Consider the following 19377-nt stretch of genomic DNA (forward strand, 5'->3'; position numbering starts at 1 on the left):
ACATACGGTTTAATAATCGCCCATTGTTTCTTCCAACTGCCCCAATGCGGCGGCAAGCTGCTCATCGTTGGGGGCTACGCCGTGCCATTTGTGGCTTCCCATCATGAAATCAACTCCGTAACCCATTCCGGTTTCGAGCAGCACCATCACAGGCTTTCCGTGTCCGGCTTTTCCTTTGGCTTCCTGCAATCCTTTGACAATAGCGGCCATGTCGTTGCCATGAGTAATGTGTAGCACTTCCCAGCCAAACGCTTCGTATTTGGCGCCCAAATCGCGGTTGTTCATAACCTTTACTGTGGGTCCGTCAATCTGCTGTCCGTTCAAGTCAATAAACGCAATCAGATTGTCTACCTGATGATGCGGAGCAAAAGTTGCTGCTTCCCATACCTGGCCTTCCTGCTGCTCGCCATCGCCCATGAGGCAGTACACAAAATGATCGTCGCCGTCAAGTTTCTTGGCCATTGCTACACCCAAAGCAACCGACAGGCCCTGTCCAAGGGAACCGGAAGCAATGCGTACACCGGGCAGATCTTCGTGCGTAGTAGGATGCCCTTGTAGCCGGCTGTTGAGTTTTCGGAATGTAGCCATTTCGGGCACAGGAAAATATCCGCGACGCCCCAGCACGCTGTACCATACGGGCGAAATGTGGCCATTAGACAGGAAAAATACATCTTCGCCTGCTCCGCTCATGTCGAAAATCGGCTGCGAATCGTCTGATTCTTTCAGTTCCATTTGGTGAAAATACAACGCCACCAGCAGATCAGTACAGCCTAATGATCCACCCGGGTGTCCCGATTGGCACCCGTGAACCATCCTGACGATGTCGCGCCGAACTTGTGAGGCTATACGTTCTAATTGTTCAATTTCCATTCGTAAACTAAGGATTATTGGTAGGTAATTATAAAAAAACGTTCCCGATTGAAAGGCCGGGAGTAAGGCTATTTACTAGCTGTCTGCAAGACTTGTTGTGCATGATTTTTGGTATCGACCTTCTGAATTATTTCCAGAATGATTCCATGTTCATCCAACACGAAGGTCGTCCGGGCCGTACCCATGTAGGTACGACCGTACATACTTTTTTCAACCCACACCCCAAATGCCTTCACAACCGCATGATCGGTATCCGCCAGAAGTGAAAAAGGCAGTTCAAATTTTTCGATGAACTTTCGGTGCGATTTCTCGTCGTCAACGCTTACACCCAGCACAACGTAGCCTTGTTTCAAGAGTGCGTCGTAGTTATCCCGTAAATTGCATGCCTGCGTGGTACAACCGGGGGTGCTGTCTTTTGGATAAAAATAAAGGATTACTTTTTTGCCTTTAAAATCCTGCAAAGAAACTACATTTCCGTGCTGATCTTTGGCAGTAAAGTCCGGAGCCGGATCGCCAATTTGTAGTGTCATTTTCGTTTCGGTTTTCGGTAGGTTGGTTTAGTAACCGGTTCTTTAATTTCAACCTGCAAGATAGTACTATTTCCCGCCCGATCTGTTACTTCCAGGGTCAATTCTCCTTCAAAAAGCTGGCTTTCATCTAATTTTTCGGACCAGATATAGCGGTTTTTATATTCATAATTCATCAAAACCCATTCTCCATTTACCCTAGCCCGAAACGTATCTATGCCCGACAAATCGTCCTGAATGTACCCTCGAATGTGTTTACTGCTATGTTCGATCAGTCTGACTTTTGGTGGAATGCTGTCCGTCATTGCCACAAATTGTCCCAATTCCCGGGTTTTGAAGGCCAGAAAATCACCGGTCCAGTTTCCGCCCAAATACCGATAGTCATTTTTGTAGTAGCGGTATACACCCGTTCGCTCTTTGCGGGTAAATGTCCCCTCGGGTTTGAACCGTACCTGCACCGAACCGCGAAGTGCAAGTGTAGGTTCATTGACCGAAATTGTGTTAAATCGTTGTATAACAGACAAATGCAACGTATCAAACAAACTCGTGGAGTCGAATCGTATGCCCCAATTTGGCGTCAGGAACTCCATTTCCTTAGCAGGTGGGATACTTTTACGGTAGTTGAGTGGAAGTACTTTGCTTCCTACCTGTACTGAATCAGGCAGTAGGGTACGAAGGTCGGTCAAAAAAACAGCGGTTGTTCCTCTGATATAAGATGGATCTTGCTGTACCCGACGGCGATCGGTAAAAAAAGTAGCAAATGTCCCAGGTGAAGCATTTCCGGCAGCCTCAATTTTTAGTGTATTTTCATCACTATCTGCGGAAAGACTTCCTGCAAAAATTGGCGCTTCGGTAGAGTCTGCGTCACGAATTTCGGCGGCGTTTAGTTCACCCTTCATCGTAAACGTCAACTGCGAGGAGTTTTCGTAGGCATCAAATATTTTGATACTGATTTGATGTGTAAGCGTATCATTCAGCACGAGCCGGCCACTAAATCCGTCGGTTTTAAAGAGTTCAAAGCTGTTGCCATCAGGATTATAGCACTTGTAAAATCGCGCACCTGTTTCCTGATCGGTTCGGTAGTCAATCAAATTATTGTAATCCCGGGTGGCTGTGACGGGGAATTTTTCCATGTTAAAGGTAAAAATTTCCTGTCCATCCATTCGTATTTCGATGCAATGAAGCCCATACCGAAAGCCAGTGCCCGTCATGTAATCGTAGGCCTGCAACTCAATCCCGATTTGTCCCGTACCACGAATCGTCGAAGGAATTACATAAGTCCCATTTTTTTGTTTGATGGGTTTAAAAACCTGCCGATCAAACTGACCATTGACCCGCGAATTCAAGGTCGAAGGCCGCAGCGCCACATTCCAGAAAGCCGGTGGCGTCGTATCCTTAATTTCATCAAAATTAAAATAGAGCGGGTTCAGATAATTGTCACGCGAATCTCGAACTTCAAAGTGCAGATGCGGGCCGGCCGAGCCTCCCGTGTTGCCGGAAGCAGCCATTACCTGCCCTTTTTTGAACACAAATTGACCGGGTGCCGGATACAACTCTACATAAAAATCCTGCTTTTTATATTGTTCTGAGCGCACGTATCGGGCAAGTGTATCCGAGAAGGTTTTCAAATGCCCGTAAACGGTCGTCAAACCATTGGGATGTTTCAGGTAAATAACATTGCCGTAGCCCGTTCCCTGCACAGCCACTTTGTACACGTAGCCGTCTGCTGCCGCATGCACCGGCAAGCCTTCGCGCTGCTGCGTGCGGATGTCCAATCCACCGTGGTAATGATTGGTCCGCAAATCGCCCAATACACCTGCCAGGGTGTTGGTTTGACCAGGATTGATAGGAAAAATGAAATAATTTTTAGGGTAAGACTCCCGCTGAGCTCTGACGACCAAACTTATAAATACTAAAAAAAAAGTCCACGCTATTCTGTTCACAAACCGCCTGTTTTATGCATGAAAAATAACAATGATGAGTACTTGTATAGCTACTTAACGAACAAAGTCATCATTTTTTTGCCTTCTATGGAAGCCTCTAACTCATCCCCTACTTTTACCGCCGACACCCCTTTGGGCGTTCCGGTAAAAATCAGATCGCCTTTTTTGAGTAAAAAATATCGGGAGACAAACGATATAAGATAGTCAATCCGGTAAAGCATCATCGACGTGTTACCCTGTTGCCGGGTTTCGCCATTGACATCAAGACTAAAATTCAGATTTTGCAAATCAGGGAAATCGGTTTTAGGCACAAAATTCGAGATTGGTGCAGAACCATTGAATGCCTTGGCTAATTCCCAGGGCAAGCCTTTACTTTTTAGCTTTGATTGCAAGTCGCGGGCCGTGAAGTCAATCCCGATTCCGATTTCGTCGTAGTATGTATGGGCAAATTTTTCCTCAATAAATTTTCCCACCTTACTAATCTTGACTACTATCTCCACCTCATGATGAATATCCTGTGAGAATTCGGGGTGATAAAAATCTTCTCCGGGGCGTAAAACGGCCGTATCAGGCTTCATAAATATTACCGGCGCATCGGGCCGCTCATTGTTAAGTTCTTCAATGTGATCGGCATAATTGCGACCTACACAAATAATTTTCATACAAATACTGGTTTTTTCTGAATAGATAAAGGGGAATTAAACGGCCTATTCCTGGAAGACAAAACTACTTACAATCCGTTGGGTGGCATAATATTTTTTATATTTTCCCACAGCCTCTCCCCATTTTATGGGCTTTTGCAGGCTACACAAAATCAATAAAACTTATTAAGCCTTTCCCATGAAAAAAGTGAGCATAGCCTTTTTGGCACTTTTCTTAGCCTTTACCGCCTGTCAGCGGGTGCCGTTGTCAAACCGCAACCAATTGATGCTCGTGAATAGCAGCGAACTATTGCCCATGAGTTTTAAGAGTTATCGCGAATTTTTGGATACAAGCAAAGTCGATCGCTCAGGTTCTGATGTTGAAATGGTTCGTCGGGTTGGTCGAAAAATCCAGAAGTCGGTTGAAGACTACCTCCGCGAAACCAATAACAGCGATCTGATTAAAGGTTTTCAATGGGAATTTAATCTCGTTGAAAGTAAAGATATTAACGCATTTTGTATGCCCGGTGGCAAAGTTGTCTTCTACTCGGGGATTTTGCCAATTTGCAAAGATGAAGCAGGAGTTGCCGTTGTGATGGGACATGAAGTTGCGCATGCCATTGCGAGTCATGGTGCCGAGCGCATGAGTCAGGGAATGCTTTCTCAGGGGATTTTGACAGCCGGACAAGTGGGCTTAGGCGTAGCAATGTCCAGTAAACCGCAACAAACCCAACAGCTCTATAACAGCGTATACGGTATGGTAGCACCCGCAGCAACACAAGTGGGGTATCTGCTGCCTAACAGTCGTCGTCAAGAGTCCGAAGCGGACGAACTTGGCTTGACTTTTATTGCCAAAGCGGGTTACGATCCACAAAATGCGGTTGGTTTCTGGCAACGCATGGCGGCAGCATCCAACGGTCAAAAACCACCTCAGTTTTTGTCTACGCACCCGGCTGATAATACCCGAATCCGAGATATAAAATCACACCTACCGAAAGCTCAGAAGGTATTTCAGGCCTCGCGCTAAGAGAAACTATATCCACCCAAAAAAGGTCAATTCACATCGAATTGGCCTTTTTTACTAACTAAAAAGACCATTCGTCCGGGTTCATTCGTTACTTTTGGAAGATTAATTAATGAAGAATCCGTATGAATTTTCCCTACACTTCCGGTCGCACTTTGCTCTGTATTTGTATTGCCGCCTTGTTGTTGCAGGCTTGTGAAACCCTGAAAAGAAGTCCGGCGTCGCTACACACAAGCACGACCAAAGGCCGGACGAGTCCACCACCGCGAGCTACAACTAATTCCAAACCTGCGCCAAAACCTTCCGGGCCGTACGATCGGCATGTCCGTACAGTTATTCAGGAAGCCCGAAGCTATACCGGAACGCCCTACCGGGCAGGCGGAAACGACAAACGAGGAATCGACTGCTCGGGCCTTATATGTTCCGTATATACGCAGGTTGGCTACTCGGTTCCCAGGGTTTCATGGCAGCAGTCAGAATTTGGCCGCGAAGTTGAACGAATTGAAGATATTCGTCCCGGCGACTGGATTTTTTTCGTTCCCGATGCTGGTAAAGAAGGCTACGTATCACACGCCGGCATCGTAACCGAAGTTCATGGCAAATCCGATATTCGATTCATTCACGCATCATCGTCCCGGGGTGTACGCGAAGACAATCTTTTTTCCAGCTATTTCAAAAATCGTTTTGTTAAAGCCCTACGGCCATTTTGAGTAACTATTTAATATTTCCAGAACTAAAATAGGGGTAATACCTGTCTGAACTGTCTTTTCCTGCATATATTTGATTTAATTATGTCAAAAATTGTATGATGGAAAAAACTCTTCACTCAACGCCAGCATTTTCGTCTCCACCGCTGGCAGTCAGAGCTTTACCTGCACCCGGCATTCCGGCATACGTCTATGCCGTTGTGTTTTCTTCCTTTTGCGTCATCACCGGCCTCATTTGGGACATTTGCTGGCACATCAGCATTGGCCGCGACGGTCTGCTTTCTCCTCCGCACCTCGTGATTTATCTGGGAGCGGTTGTGTCCGGACTTTTTTCCGGCTATGAAGTTTTGAGAAATACCTTTGGCGGCTCGCCGGAAGAGAAAAGCCGGCGGGTTAAAATTTGGGGTTTCTTTTACAGCTCCCTTGGTGCGCTTTTTTGTATTTGGGGGGCATTTGCTATGCTCACCTCTGCTCCTTTTGACGATTGGTGGCACAACACCTACGGACTGGATGTAACTATACTTTCTCCACCACATACTGTTTTAGCGTTGGGCATTATTGGCGTACAGTTTGGGGCAATCGTAAGCGTGCTTTCCATTCGGAATCAATCGTGGGGCCAAAAATCTACGAGGCATCAGAAAACGTTATTCATACTTTTTGCTTTGTCCGCTGGTTTTCTACTCACCATGTGGTTTACACTTCTTTCAGAAGAAATCCACCGCATGGCGTCACATTCTTCGGGCTACTACAAAATTTCGGCAGTTGCCTTTCCCGTATTTTTACTGGCTTTTGGCCGCGCATTTCCCGGAAAATGGACCATTACGGCGGTTACGCTGGTGTATACGCTCATTATGTTATTAACACTTTGGATCATTCCGCTGTTTCCGGCAGAACCCAAGCTTGGTCCCATCCTGAATCATATTGACCACTATCAGGGATTTGAATTTCCGTTGCTTCTTGTCATTCCGGCGCTGGTTATGGATGTACTTCGTCATCGATTTGCCTACAAAAACGACTGGCTGCTTTCTTTGATTCTGGGAGGCGCATTTCTTCTTGTATTCTTTGTGGTTCAATGGTTTTTTGGTGGTTTTTTACTGGAATCTCCCTATGCCCGCAACTGGTTTTTTGGCAGCCATTACTGGTACTTTGGCAATAGCCCTGACTGGGAATACCGCTATGCCTTCGCTCCCTGGAACCTCGAAAGTACTCCTAAACTTTTGACTGGCCTTGGGCTGGCACTTGTATTCAGTATTGCCTCCGCCCGTCTCGGATTGGTGTGGGGTTCATGGATGAAAAATATTCAGCGATGAAACAGTTCCTTCTATTTATTTCCGCTTTATTACTAAGTCTACCATCGGCTTTTGGTCATGTGGGTAGTTCCGGGGTGCTTTTTCAAGGTCAGGCTGGCGACTATCGGGTCCTTGTGAGCGTGCAGCCACCAGATGTAATTCCTGGTACTGCCCAAATAACTGTATATGTAGAATCAGGCAGGGTTTCAAACATGTACGCCCGACCAATTTATTTCAGTTCCGGTGACGAGGGAGCGCCATCTCCTGACGAACTTTTACCCGTAGACGCACAGAAAAATCAGTATCAGGGCATAGTTTGGCTGATGGAAGGCGGTTCATCTAGCGTGCAAATTGACCTCGATGGTACGCAGGGAAAGGCCGAATTGATCGTACCCATTGCGGCTGTTTCTACGGCAGAACGCGATATGCCCGCCGGACTTGGCTGGACGCTCTCGGCCCTTGGACTTTTGCTCGTGGTTCTGATGGTCACGATCATCGGTGCAAGTGTCAGCGATGGACTTCTGCGACCCGGCCAGCAGTTGAGCGCCAAACAACGCCGTAAGCGACTGATTAATATGGGAATAGCCTTTGGCGTTTGTGTATTGATTTTATACGGAGGCAGCAGTTGGTGGGACAGCTGGGCAAGCGATTACAAGCAGTATTTATACAAACCTTTACAGGCCAAAGCATCCATTATTCAGGAAGATGGACAATGGATTTTTGAATTTAAGGCGGATACCGCAAGTCTTCGGGCTAACAATCGAAAAAATGCACTCAATTACCTCATTCCGGATCATGGCAAATTGATGCATCTTTTTCTGGTGCGGGTACCCGGCCTTGATGCCTTCGCTCACCTTCACCCCGAACGAGCAGATTCCACGACCTTTCGGGCATTTCTGCCAGCTTTGCCCGCCGGGAAATATCTGGCTTACGGTGATATTGTCCATTACTCTGGTTTTACCGAAACCATCACGGACACCATTGACATTCCAGCCGCCCCTGCTTCGTCGCTCCTCCAAAAAAGGACGGATCCAGAAGATACCTACGTCGTGACTGACCCGCTCAACAATCCAAAAAATATTCCTTTGGATGAAAATGTAGTCATTTGTGGACAGCCCGGCACTAAAACCAAACTAAAAGATGGCTCGTATGTGATATGGGAAGGAAAAGCCAGTCAGACCTTTGAAGCGGGGAAACCGTACTCGCTGCGCTTTGAAGTCTTTGCTCCCGATGGCACCCCTGCTGAGCTGCAATCGTATTTGGGCATGCCCGGCCACGCTGCAATTGTCCGTTCCGACGGATCGGTTTACATTCACCTGCATCCCGTTGGAACCTACGCAATGGCCGCTGAACTCACCCTTAAAAATCGGATTGCCGATACTTCCCGAACCTATCAACGCGCAGCTGCCGCGGTTTTTAGGGATAGTATCGATCGTCAAATTGCGTTTTTAAAAACTCTTTCAACTGAGGATCGGGAAACGTATTTAATGAAAGAAATGGGAATGTCTTCCGGTCAAACGGACGATTCGCAGCATACTGCAGCCATGAATCACGGCAGTTCACTATCGTTTCCCTACGCCTTTCCAAAAGCCGGATCTTACCGCATTTTTTTACAAATTAAACGAAACGGTACCATCCTTACCGGCGTTTTCGATGCCAAAGTGATTGATTCCACTACCTTCTAACGGGGACCTGTTTATCTGATTCAGGAAAAGCTCACAGGCCGGGAAATAAGTATATCCCGGCCTGTTTTTATTTTTGTATAAAATTTTTCTTTCGTAGCCTTACCCCATTCATTTCATGTCAAAAATTTCGTTCGGTCTATTTTCGGCCTTCGTTCTATTTCTATTAAATCCTTTTTCACCCGAAAAAAAGGAAACCGAAGACCTATTGGTACCTGTTCATGCCGGGACTGATTCGCTGTCAAACGCAGCCAAATGGCCTTCTGAATTATCTGTTACTCATTTTGTCGGCCCTGACGTCACACCAAGTCCTGCCTGCCTCGCCGTGGCCGCCACCGGAGAGGTTTTTGTAGGAGTAGATATGATCGGTTCGCTTGGCAAAAAACCAGGCAACGGAAAAATCGTACGATTGGTTGATACTAACAATGACGGCAAACCCGATCAGATCACAACTTTTGCAATGGTTGACAACCCGCGGGGAATCATCGTCAACGGTGATCAGGTTTTCGTCCTGCACACCACATTCTCGACCCAAACCGGAATCGCATCCGGGATGGATTTGGTTGTATTTGAGGATAAAAATCAAGACGGCGTAGCCGATGGGCCTTCCAAACCTCTGATTCAGAATATCAGTTCTCCTAAATTTTTACAAAGCCGCGGCACCGACCACGCCACCAATGGTATCCGAATGGGTATTGATGGCTGGATTTACATTGCCGTTGGTGACTTCGGTTTTCATGATGCGGTAGATCGTACCGGCAAAAAAATGACCATGCTGGGTGGAGGGATTGTGCGCGTGCGACCCGACGGCACCGAAATGGAAGTGTATACACATGGAACCCGTAATATTTATGATGTAGCCATTGACCCTTTCATGAACATTTTTACACGGGGTAACACCAACGACGGCGGTGGTTGGAATATCCGGTTTATTCACCAAATCCAAACTGCCGAGTACGGCTATCCCGTTCTTTTTAAACACTTTACCGAAGAAATTTTACCTGCACTTGTGGATATTGGCGGTGGATCCGGCACAGGTTCCATTTTTATTGATGATGCCTCATGGCCCGCTGCCTACAACAAAGTTCCCATGATGGCCGATTGGGGTCGTAGCCAATTGTATATTCACCGGGTAAAACCCAATGGTGCCAGCTATACGCAGCAGGAGGAGGAATTTATTAAACTGGCTCAAATAACCGATGTCGATATGGATGCTTCGGGACGCATGTACTTGTCGGCCTGGGATGGAGCGGGCTATTCGGGCAATCCGGCCAAAGGATTTGTCGTTCGGGCTGTACCCAAAAACTGGAAACTTTCCCCCTATGTATCCCCTAAAAAGGCTTCCTGGAAACAGCTTGAAGCACAACTTACCTCCACAAGCGGAGTAGCCCGTTTGGCAGCGCAGCAGGAATTGCTCAAACGCCCCGCAAAGGAAGCAGGTGAATTGGCATGGAAAGTCGCTTCCAATCAATCGCTTAGTTCAGAAGTTCGGGTGGCAGGAATGTATACTTTTTCTCAACTTAGTGGTAAAAAAGGTCTGGAACGACTGATTCAGCTTGCCACAGATGCTTCGCTAAAAGAATACGCCCTGAGGGCATTGACCGACCGAAAAGAACTGCTCGCAGAGGTCCCTCTCAACCTATTTTTGCAAGCTTTGAATGACCCTTCCGAACGGGTACGCGCCGCTGCCATCATTGGACTTGGCAGATTGGGGCGTGCTGAGGCGGCTACGAGCTTGCTATCTGTAAAGGTGCCGGGTTCATTTGTTTCTCCCGCCGCAGGTACAGAAGGTCCACATGCCACACCAAATGCCGACATTATATTGCCTCACCTTGCCGTTCGGGCTCTTGTAAGCCTCCATGCAGTAGACGAAAGTGTGCAGAAAATTGGGTCAGAAAATTCAGCGATTGCCTTGTGGGCGCTGCGCTATATGCATGACCCTCGGGCGGTAAATGGCTTAATTTCCGCTTTTTCAAAAACATCCGATGTTCAGCTGAAACGAAATATACTGTCAACATTAGCTCGGTTGTATAAAAAAGAAGCACCCTACGACGGCTCGTGGTGGTGGAGTACCCGGCCCGATACGCACGGCCCGTACTACAAAGGCATTGAATGGGAATCTTCCGAAGTAATCAGGGATTTTCTACTAAATCAATGGGAAAAAGATACTGACAAAACCTTCTATACGGATTTGAATAGCCGCTTACGGATGGATATTCCGCAGTGGAACCTGACGCAGGAAGCAGTGGCCGTGAAAGAGGAAGTAAAGGTTGATCTCGAAAAAATCAAGAACAAAAAAGGTCAGGTTGGCGAAGCGTCCATTGAAGATGTAATGCTGGCGATGGACAAAATTCCCGGAAATCCGGCTTTGGGTAAAACGCTGTTTACCAAACAAGGGTGCATCGCCTGTCACAGCATCAACAAAGGCGAAGCCATGAAAGGACCGTTTATGGGTCAGATTGGCTCCATTATGACCCGAGAACAAATTGCGGAATCAATCCTGAAACCGAATGCATCTATTTCGCAGGGTTTTGCCTCGGTACTTATTACTGCCAAAGGCGACAAAAGTTATATGGGATTTGTGACCGAAGAATCGGCTAATCGACTTGTCCTGCGTGACATAACCGGCCAAGTGTATCAGATAAAAGTTTCGGATATTATTAAGCGTGAAGAACTCGAAACGTCTATGATGCCCGCAGGACTGGCCAATTCTCTTTCTTATGAAGAGTTTGCGTCATTGATTACGTTCCTTTCAAAGCAGAAGAAATAATACGCCCCGTTTTTGCAAAAATCTTAACCATTAAGGAGTTAAGTTTCATTAAGATTATTTAACTCCTTAATGGTTAAAAAAAACACTCAGAATAAATCTTCTAAATCGCGGTAAGAAATTTCTGCGTAATCCTGAATATACAAGTTACAGGGCGGAAGTTCGTCACGTGAATGCGACGAAAGCACCCCAACCACCCGCATTCCGGCGTTCAGGGCGGCTGTAACTCCTGAAAATGAATCCTCAAAAACCACGCATTGGTACGAATGCATACCCAATCGTTCGGCTGATTTTAGATAAACTTCCGGGTCTGGTTTGTGATTGGTAACGTCTTCACTTGCCATAAATGAATCCATGAAACGATCCAACCCCAGCTTTGCGGCAATCATTTCCAGATTTGCCAACGGTGCCGACGTAGCAACAGCCATTTTAACATCCTGCGTTTTCAGTTCTTCCACAAAGGGAAAAAATCCCTGAATTGGCTCGGCAAAAGGTTCGTAAATCTTACGGAATAAGCTCTCTTTTTCATCTTCCAGCCGGTTAAACTCATCGCCAACTATGTCACGCTGTAAAAAATGACGAAGAATGTAACTGTTGCTTTTCCCAAACATATGTTGTGCAAACTCTTCGTCAGTTGGGTTCAGATTGCGTTTTGAGAAAAATTCCCGAAACGCCATCGAATGGTACGGATTGGTATGACAAATAACCCCATCCATGTCAAATAATACGGCAAATTGTGTTTTCATACTATAAAGGTAGACCCTGTTCGGTCAGTTCTGCAAACGGGATAGCAACAAAAAGCATGCGACAGCAAGTTTACTCCCAGATTACCTCAATCGCCCGGTCTTTCAAATCTACGGTCGTAAAGGCTTCCCCATTTTGCTTTTTCAGCGTGATTTTGCCATCCTGTACTTTGGCAATCTGCTGCGAAATAACATCTTTTTTATTCTTTTTCCGGTAAATAACCAGCATCTGATCAGAAGTTACCACATCAATAGTACATGTCTTGCCCGATACCTTAACTGACGAACTATTTGATGGCAGATAAGGTGCTTTTACAAGAGCCAAAGCTTTTGAAGCAAGCGGTACGCCATAGCCCACAAAATTATTTCCATACGGATACAAATGCGCCGACTTCTCAATCAAATCCATCAGTTCTTTGTTCGTTAGTTTAGGATTAGCTTCCATCAAACATGCGGCAAAACCCGTAATGACCGGCGCTGAAAGGGAAGTGCCATACAACGAAAAACAGGATACATTGGGTTTTATATAGGGCAAAAACTCAGGCCCCATGCTGCTGTATCCGATCCGATTCCAGAGGCGCATATTCGTTGCTCCAACGGCCAAAACACCTTTGGCGTCAGCAGGCGTCGAAATGATTCGCCAGTTTTTATCTTCGCCTTCATTGCCTGCGGAAACAACCAGCAAGATTCCTTTTTTGTCAACTGCCAGCTGTGCCGCCCGACTGATTGCGCTCGTTTTACCGTCCATTTGTTTTGGCTCATAGTTTTCTTTGGGATCCGAAAATCCACGTGCATAGCCCAGAGAGGTATTAATCAACCGCACGCCCAGACTATCCATCCATTCCATTGCCGCAATCCAGTTATCTTCTTCTCCCCGCCATTCGCGCAACGAATAGTCTGTGCGGGCCAAATAAAATTTTGCGTTCAGAGCGGTACCATACTGCACCTGATCGTCAATATCAAACCCGGAAATTGCCGCCATAACCTCCGTTCCATGCATGTCCGAATACGACTCTGCGAGCGTATACAACCATTCAGCCGGTTGATTTGGCTTTACATAATCTCTAATTCCTAACACCCGTTTATTGGAAAAAACGTGCTGTAAGGAATGAGAAGAATCCGCTCCATAGAATCCGGCATCAATAACACCCACAGTTACACCTTTTCCCGTAAAGCCCTGACTTTTAAATGCCTCAGACTGTACTTGTGACATTACAGGTGCCAAAGCAGACCGGTCGGCAGGAGCCGTTCGGGCAATTACAAAATCTACGTCCATTGGGACTACGTCGGTCACAAAATTGAGGGAACGAAGGGTAGTTGCCTGCTGTGGAGTAAGGGCTGCCGAAATAGCATTCAGCCAGCGTGATGCATAAAGTGGGGTAATATTAAATTTTTGTATAGCCTGAAAATACTCCGATCGAACGGGTAAATCTGTTTCATCCCAAAGCACTAAACCAGCTTGTTTTCGATTTTCAAGCGTGGTTTCAGATAGTACAGGTGTGGCGTTTGGATCTTTATCAGACAAATAAATCCAGTATTTCGGTTGTGCAGATAAGGTAGAAGTGAGCAGCACAAAAAGTAGCTGCCAAGTTTTGATTCTCATGTTCTTTTTTACGATTAGGTCAGTTTTGTAAGCAAAAAAATAGCGCACACGTTCATTTTTACCCGACGCATGTCATGATTACTTTTACAAGATAAACGTAATTTTACAAAAATTGATCTGTAACCTCTAATTGCTTAAAAACACAAAAGAACGCTTTTTCTTACAAATCTTTACCTTATGCGCTACTTACCACTTGATTCTAAACTATTTATAGAAAATCGCCGCCGGCTTGCTACCCTGATGCAGCCCGGTTCGCTTGCCATTGTGCATGCCAACGACCTCATGCCAACCAATGCCGATGGCACGATGGGCTTTCGACAAAATTCTGATTTGTTTTATTTGTCAGGAGTTGATCAGGAAGAAACCGTTTTACTGATTTTCCCCGATCATCCCGATCCAAAATTTCGGGAGATTCTCTTTGTCCGCGAAACCAATGAGCATATTGCCGTTTGGGAAGGCGAAAAGCTAACCAAAGAACAAGCCCGACAACTCACTGGCATTCAGACTATTTACTGGACACACCAATGGGAAACCATCATGCGGGGAGTAATTTTCGAAGCTAAACTTGTGTATCTCAACACCAACGAACATACCCGCAACGAATCGCCCGTACAAACCCGGGAGTTTCGCTATATTCAGGAATTTCGTCAAAAATATCCGTTGCATTCCCTCGCCCGTTTGGCACCGCTGATGCATTCGGTGCGGGCTATTAAGCAGCCTCAGGAAATCGAGCTGCTCCAAACTGCCTGCGATATTACCAAACTTGGCTTTGAACGACTGCTTTCGTTTACCAAACCCGGTGTCATGGAATATGAACTGGAAGCCGAGCTCATTCACGAGTTTATCCGAAATCGATCGCGCGGATTTGCCTACACGCCCATCATTGCTTCCGGGGCAAACGCCTGCGTACTTCACTATATTCAGAACAATCAGCCTTGCAGGGATGGGGATGTACTGTTACTAGATGTAGCCGCCGAATACGCTAATTACGGAGCCGATTTGACGCGCTCTATTCCGGTGAACGGACGTTTTACTGCCCGGCAACGCGACGTGTATGATGCCGTATTGCGGGTGTTTAAATTTGCCAAAAGTTTGTTGGTTCCCGGAAATATTTGGGATGAATACCACGCCGAAATCGGAACATTTATGGAAAGTGAGCTTGTCGATTTAGGGCTTCTTTCCCGTCAGGATATTGCCAATCAGGATCCCGAGTGGCCTGCGTATAAAAAATATTTTCCCCATGGCACGTCACATTTTTTAGGACTTGATGTACATGACGTTGGAAATAAATACCGCCGTTTTGAACCGGGAATGGTATTTACCTGTGAGCCAGGAATTTACATTCGGGAAGAAGGCCTGGGAATCCGGTTAGAAAATGATATTCTGATCACGGCTGAGGGAAACCGGGATTTAATGGCGCACATTCCGATTGAAGCCGAAGAGATTGAGGAGTTGATGAATGCCTGATTCGATTCATGAAAAAAACTGTCGTGGCCAGGTTACTGTTGCCCCGTTACCAGAACCATCAAAAACGGCTCCTGAATGAAACGTTAGGTTATTTGACAGCGTTATCATTATAATAGGTTGAACTAACACTTTTACCTTTTAGCCCTTACTTTTTAAATCATGTTTTTACAAAATATACATACCTTACTTTTTTCAATTCTCCGAAATCATGTAACCCATCCGGAATGGGAGTGGATTGATCAAAAAAGTCAGGCTCCTGCCCTGGAATTGATGACTGCGTTTGTTGCGGCACCTCGTTTTCTATCAAAACAACCGCTGGAACTCACAACTGAGGAGACGCTCCAAATCAACGAAGTTTACCCCGGATTTTCACTGGAAAACTGGAATCCTATTCGCCTGGGTCGGGTTTGCCTGCTCATGAGTCTGGACACTTCTGAACAGGAAACGTACGTGCGGCATGTTGAAACCCTGTTTGACACCGCCGAAATGAACGAATTAGTAGCATTGTACTCGGCCCTGCCACTGCTGAGTTATCCGGAAAAATGGCTTTTTCGTGCAACAGAGGCGGTTCGGTCCAATGTAGGGGTGGTGTTTGATGCACTGGCTTTGCAAAACCCTTATCCGGCACGGCACTTTAACGAACTCGCCTGGAATCAATTGGTACTGAAAACAATTTTTAACGACAAACCTATTCACCTGATTTCCGGTTTGGAAGAACGGGTCAATGAAAAATTAGCCTTAACCCTGGCCGATTTTGCCAAAGAACGCTGGGCTGCCGGGCGCAGTGTGGCCGCCCAGGTCTGGCGTTTAATTCCCCCGTTTGTGAATGGCACACTTCTGGAAACAATGCAACAGTTGTTCCAGTCTACCAATACCTATGACCAAATGGCCGCAGCACTGGCATGTTTTCATTCAGAAAATGTAGAAGCAAAAAAATTACTGGCCAATTTTCCCGAACTGGAAAAACAAGTACATCATCAAAAAATATCCTGGGCTGATCTGGAATTTTCAAATTTAAATACCTATGTGTCAGAAAGATAAAGACTATTCACAAAATCCTTCCCACTTTGAAGAAATCCACGAAAGCGTTTCTCATCGGGATCTGAACTGGGAGCAATACCGGGGATATATTGAAGGCATGCGCTTTTTTGACCCGCACGTCCACATGACTTCCCGCACCACAGACGACTATCAGGCGATGTACGATGCCGGAATTGTGGCGCTCATTGAACCCGCCTTTTGGCTGGGACAACCCCGCACGGGGCTCGCTTCTTTTAAGGATTATTTCAGTAGCCTGGTCAATTGGGAACGGTTCCGTTCTTCGCAGTTTGGCATTAAGCATTATTGCACGATTGGACTTAACTCACGGGAGGCTAACAATGAACCTTTGGCCGAACAGGTGATGGAAATTCTTCCGTTATTTTTGTACAAAGAAGGCGTGGTTGGTGTAGGAGAAATTGGCTTTGACGATCAGACACCCGCCGAAGAAAAATACTACCGTGCGCAGCTTGAACTGGCCAAAGAAGCAAAACTTCCCGTACAGGTGCATACGCCTCACCGCGACAAAAAACAAGGTACAGAACGCAGCATGGCAATTGCCCTCGAACATGGTCTTGACCCGTCGTGGGTAGTCATTGACCATAACAATGAAGAAACTGTCAAAAGCGTACTTGATCAGGGCTTTTATGCCGCTTTTACAATTTATCCTTTTACAAAAATGGGCAATGAACGCATGGTGAAAGTGGTGCAACGCTACGGTTCCGAGCGCATCATGATTAACTGCGCCGCTGATTGGGGCATTTCTGACCCCCTGGCACTTCCCAAAACTGCGGCTCTGATGAAAATGCACGGGATTGATGACGAAACGATTCGGCAGGTAACCTACCAAAACGCCATTGATGCTTTTGGAAAAAGCGGGCAAATTGATGAAGCCGATTTTGCAAATGGAATAGCAATCGACCAAAGTCTCAAAATGAACGGCAATACCATTTTGAGAGGCGGGCAGCAGCCGCTTGTGCCACGGGAATCTTTGTTAATTAAGTGACAATGGCCTCGCTCAAACCGTATGTGCAACTCACGCGCCCGGCAAATCTTTTGACGGCCCTTGCCGACATTGTTGCCGGCATGGCCATATCGGGATTCCTGTTTTCGGAGTATCGCTTTGGATTATTACTTATTTCTACGCTGGGTTTGTACGGAGGCGGTGTGGTACTAAACGACGTTTTTGATGCCAAACTTGATGCCATTGAACGCCCCGAACGACCTATTCCAAGCGGGAAAGTACCTTTGCGGAAGGCAGCGTTTTTTGGAGTTTCCCTTCTTTTGATCGGGATTGCCGCCGCGGCACTGTATAGCACATTGAGCGGACTGATCGCCTTTTTAATTGCCCTTCTGGTCATTCTTTACGACAGCCTGGCGAAGCATAGCGGTCTGTTTGGTCCGTTGGTTATGGGCATGTGCCGGGGAGGAAATTTACTTTTGGGGATGAGTGTTTTACCCGAAGCCATATTCAGCAATCTTTGGGTCACGCTTTTGCCAATTATTTATATAGGAGCCATCACTCTTATTAGTCAGGACGAAGTACATGGCGGCAAACGCCGAACGCTTTACCTGGCCGGGTTATTTTATTCACTTGTACATGCAGCACAACTGTGGGTAGCTTTTCAACAAAACCAACTTTGGCTCACGGTGCCGTGGGTTTTGCTACATGCTTATTTGGTTTTTCGTCCGCTTATTGCGGCTATAAATAACCCGATTGGTCCAAAAATCGGCAAGGCTGTTAAGGCAGGCGTACTTTCTTTACTCGTGATGAACGCTGCCTGGTGCATGGCCTTTGGCTACATACCGCTGGCCATTTGTTTACTATTACTTTTACCTTTATCCATTCAGATAGCCCGGTTTTTTGCCGTGACCTGAGGAATTATTTATGCAAACCATTCAGCAACAGTTTCAGGTAGAATATTCCTATTCTATTCATTTTACAAGAGATTTATTTTCTCCGGCTAATACCACGCTCAGTCAATTTCTGCAATCGTTTCACGCCGTGGGTTTTCAGCGGAAGGCACTTTTTGTGCTGGATGAAGGCATGCTTCTGCATTTCCCAAAGCTGACCGAAACGATCCGTGCTTATTTTCAGACCAACGTCCCTTCTGTTCTGCTATCCCAAACCATACTGGTAATACCCGGCGGGGAAGCTGCAAAAAACGATCCTGTTTTGTTTGAATCCATTGTACAGGCAATTGATGATCAGGGCATCGACCGTCATTCGTTGGTGGTTGCCATTGGCGGAGGCGCTGTACTTGATCTCGTCGGTTATGCCGCTGCGGTGTCGCACCGGGGCATTCGGCACATTCGGATTCCAACCACGGTGCTTTCCCAAAATGACTCAGGAGTTGGGGTCAAAAACGGGATTAATTATCAGGGAAAGAAAAATTTCCTCGGCACTTTTGCCCCACCTGTGGCCGTCTTTAACGACAGTAGTTTCCTGACTACGCTCGACGATCGGGATTGGCGAAGCGGAATTTCGGAAGCTATAAAGGTGGCCTTAATCAAGGATAAAGCTTTTTTTGAATGGATTGAAGAACATGCCGTGGCGCTTTCACAACGGTCTATGTCTGAAATGGATTATCTGATTCATCGCTGTGCGTACCTGCATACCGAGCACATCCGGAGCGGCGATCCTTTTGAATTTGGTTCTTCCCGCCCGCTGGATTTTGGACATTGGGCTGCCCACAAACTCGAATACCTTACCAATTTTGAGGTTCGTCATGGAGAAGCAGTTGCCATCGGCATTGCCCTGGATAGTGTTTATTCCTTCAAAAATGGCCTATTGGAGGAAACAGCATTGAATCGAATCCTGTCTGTTTTTGAGGTGTTGGGGTTTGAACTTTACCACCCTATGCTGGCCGAAAATGACAATATCAACCTCCGAAATGGCCTGAATGAATTTAGGGAACATCTCGGTGGACGGCTTACCATTATGCTTCTGGATCAAATTGGCCACGGGCTGGAAGTCCACGAAATGGACGCTGATTTAATTGCTGAATCCGTTAATTTTCTGGAAAACAGGAATATTAGTGTCTAATCTATTTTCAAAAATAATCCTAAACCCGGC

General features: G+C 46.3%; 16 protein-coding genes. 10 read left to right on the forward strand and 6 right to left on the reverse strand.

Annotated elements, in window-relative coordinates:
• Window positions 1-9 precede the first annotated feature (9 nt).
• The 4 genes from EZE20_RS13180 to EZE20_RS13195 all read right to left on the reverse strand — a co-directional run bounded on the left by EZE20_RS13180 (window position 10) and on the right by EZE20_RS13195 (window position 4002).
• Entirely contained in the window at window positions 10-870 is an 861-nt protein-coding gene (locus tag EZE20_RS13180) for a transketolase (RefSeq protein WP_132118345.1), read from the reverse strand.
• 68 nt (window positions 871-938) lie between these two features.
• Window positions 939-1400: a thioredoxin-dependent thiol peroxidase gene (gene bcp, locus EZE20_RS13185; protein WP_132118347.1), complete on the reverse strand. Its 462-nt coding sequence runs from the start codon at window positions 1398-1400 to the stop codon at window positions 939-941.
• A complete protein-coding gene (locus tag EZE20_RS13190; RefSeq protein WP_132118349.1) occupies window positions 1397-3340 on the reverse strand; it encodes a M23 family metallopeptidase in 1944 nt (647 codons plus the stop codon). Before EZE20_RS13190 ends, bcp begins: the two co-directional genes overlap by 4 nt.
• Before the next feature lie 50 nt (window positions 3341-3390).
• The gene (locus tag EZE20_RS13195; protein WP_132118351.1) at window positions 3391-4002 is read right to left on the reverse strand and encodes a fumarylacetoacetate hydrolase family protein; all 612 of its coding nucleotides are present in this window, start codon (window positions 4000-4002) and stop codon (window positions 3391-3393) included.
• 178 nt (window positions 4003-4180) lie between these two features.
• On the opposite strand from EZE20_RS13195, the gene EZE20_RS13200 reads away from it, so the two are divergent.
• The 5 genes from EZE20_RS13200 (at window position 4181) to EZE20_RS13220 (ending at window position 11453) form a co-directional block, all read left to right on the forward strand.
• Complete coding sequence (locus EZE20_RS13200; protein ID WP_132118353.1) at window positions 4181-5008, forward strand: M48 family metallopeptidase; 828 nt, start codon at window positions 4181-4183, stop codon at window positions 5006-5008.
• A gap of 122 nt (window positions 5009-5130) precedes the next feature.
• Window positions 5131-5715 (forward strand): C40 family peptidase, encoded by a 585-nt coding sequence (locus tag EZE20_RS13205; RefSeq protein ID WP_132118355.1) that lies wholly within the window; start codon window positions 5131-5133, stop codon window positions 5713-5715.
• A 98-nt stretch (window positions 5716-5813) separates the two neighbouring features.
• Complete coding sequence (locus EZE20_RS13210; RefSeq protein WP_132118465.1) at window positions 5814-7022, forward strand: hypothetical protein; 1209 nt, start codon at window positions 5814-5816, stop codon at window positions 7020-7022.
• Window positions 7019-8686 carry a hypothetical protein gene (locus EZE20_RS13215; RefSeq protein WP_132118357.1) on the forward strand — a complete coding sequence of 556 codons (1668 nt, stop codon included), beginning with the start codon at window positions 7019-7021 and terminating at the stop codon, window positions 8684-8686. Before EZE20_RS13210 ends, EZE20_RS13215 begins: the two co-directional genes overlap by 4 nt.
• A gap of 115 nt (window positions 8687-8801) precedes the next feature.
• Window positions 8802-11453 (forward strand): DUF7133 domain-containing protein, encoded by a 2652-nt coding sequence (locus EZE20_RS13220; protein ID WP_132118359.1) that lies wholly within the window; start codon window positions 8802-8804, stop codon window positions 11451-11453.
• An 86-nt stretch (window positions 11454-11539) separates the two neighbouring features.
• On the opposite strand, the gene EZE20_RS13225 is transcribed toward EZE20_RS13220, so the two are convergent.
• Window positions 11540-12196, reverse strand: coding sequence for an HAD family hydrolase (locus tag EZE20_RS13225; protein ID WP_199879899.1), 657 nt, complete (start codon window positions 12194-12196; stop codon window positions 11540-11542).
• A 70-nt stretch (window positions 12197-12266) separates the two neighbouring features.
• Window positions 12267-13796 (reverse strand): S8 family serine peptidase, encoded by a 1530-nt coding sequence (locus EZE20_RS13230; RefSeq protein ID WP_132118361.1) that lies wholly within the window; start codon window positions 13794-13796, stop codon window positions 12267-12269.
• Between the two features lie 177 nt (window positions 13797-13973).
• Here EZE20_RS13230 and EZE20_RS13235 point away from each other — a divergent pair, with 177 nt between their 5' ends.
• The 5 genes from EZE20_RS13235 (at window position 13974) to EZE20_RS13255 (ending at window position 19347) form a co-directional block, all read left to right on the forward strand.
• Window positions 13974-15263 (forward strand): aminopeptidase P family protein, encoded by a 1290-nt coding sequence (locus tag EZE20_RS13235; protein ID WP_132118363.1) that lies wholly within the window; start codon window positions 13974-13976, stop codon window positions 15261-15263.
• A gap of 159 nt (window positions 15264-15422) precedes the next feature.
• The gene (locus tag EZE20_RS13240; RefSeq protein WP_132118365.1) at window positions 15423-16304 is read left to right on the forward strand and encodes an EboA domain-containing protein; all 882 of its coding nucleotides are present in this window, start codon (window positions 15423-15425) and stop codon (window positions 16302-16304) included.
• A complete protein-coding gene (locus EZE20_RS13245) occupies window positions 16288-17307 on the forward strand; it encodes a TatD family hydrolase (RefSeq protein ID WP_132118367.1) in 1020 nt (339 codons plus the stop codon). The genes EZE20_RS13240 and EZE20_RS13245 overlap by 17 nt, the downstream gene beginning before the upstream one ends.
• Before the next feature lie 2 nt (window positions 17308-17309).
• Window positions 17310-18179: a UbiA-like protein EboC gene (gene eboC, locus EZE20_RS13250; protein ID WP_132118369.1), complete on the forward strand. Its 870-nt coding sequence runs from the start codon at window positions 17310-17312 to the stop codon at window positions 18177-18179.
• Between the two features lie 10 nt (window positions 18180-18189).
• Complete coding sequence (locus EZE20_RS13255) at window positions 18190-19347, forward strand: 3-dehydroquinate synthase (RefSeq protein ID WP_132118371.1); 1158 nt, start codon at window positions 18190-18192, stop codon at window positions 19345-19347.
• The last annotated feature ends 30 nt before the right edge of the window (window positions 19348-19377 follow it).

The sequence above is a fragment of the Arundinibacter roseus genome (assembly GCF_004348825.1).
Classification (GTDB): domain Bacteria; phylum Bacteroidota; class Bacteroidia; order Cytophagales; family Spirosomataceae; genus Arundinibacter; species Arundinibacter roseus.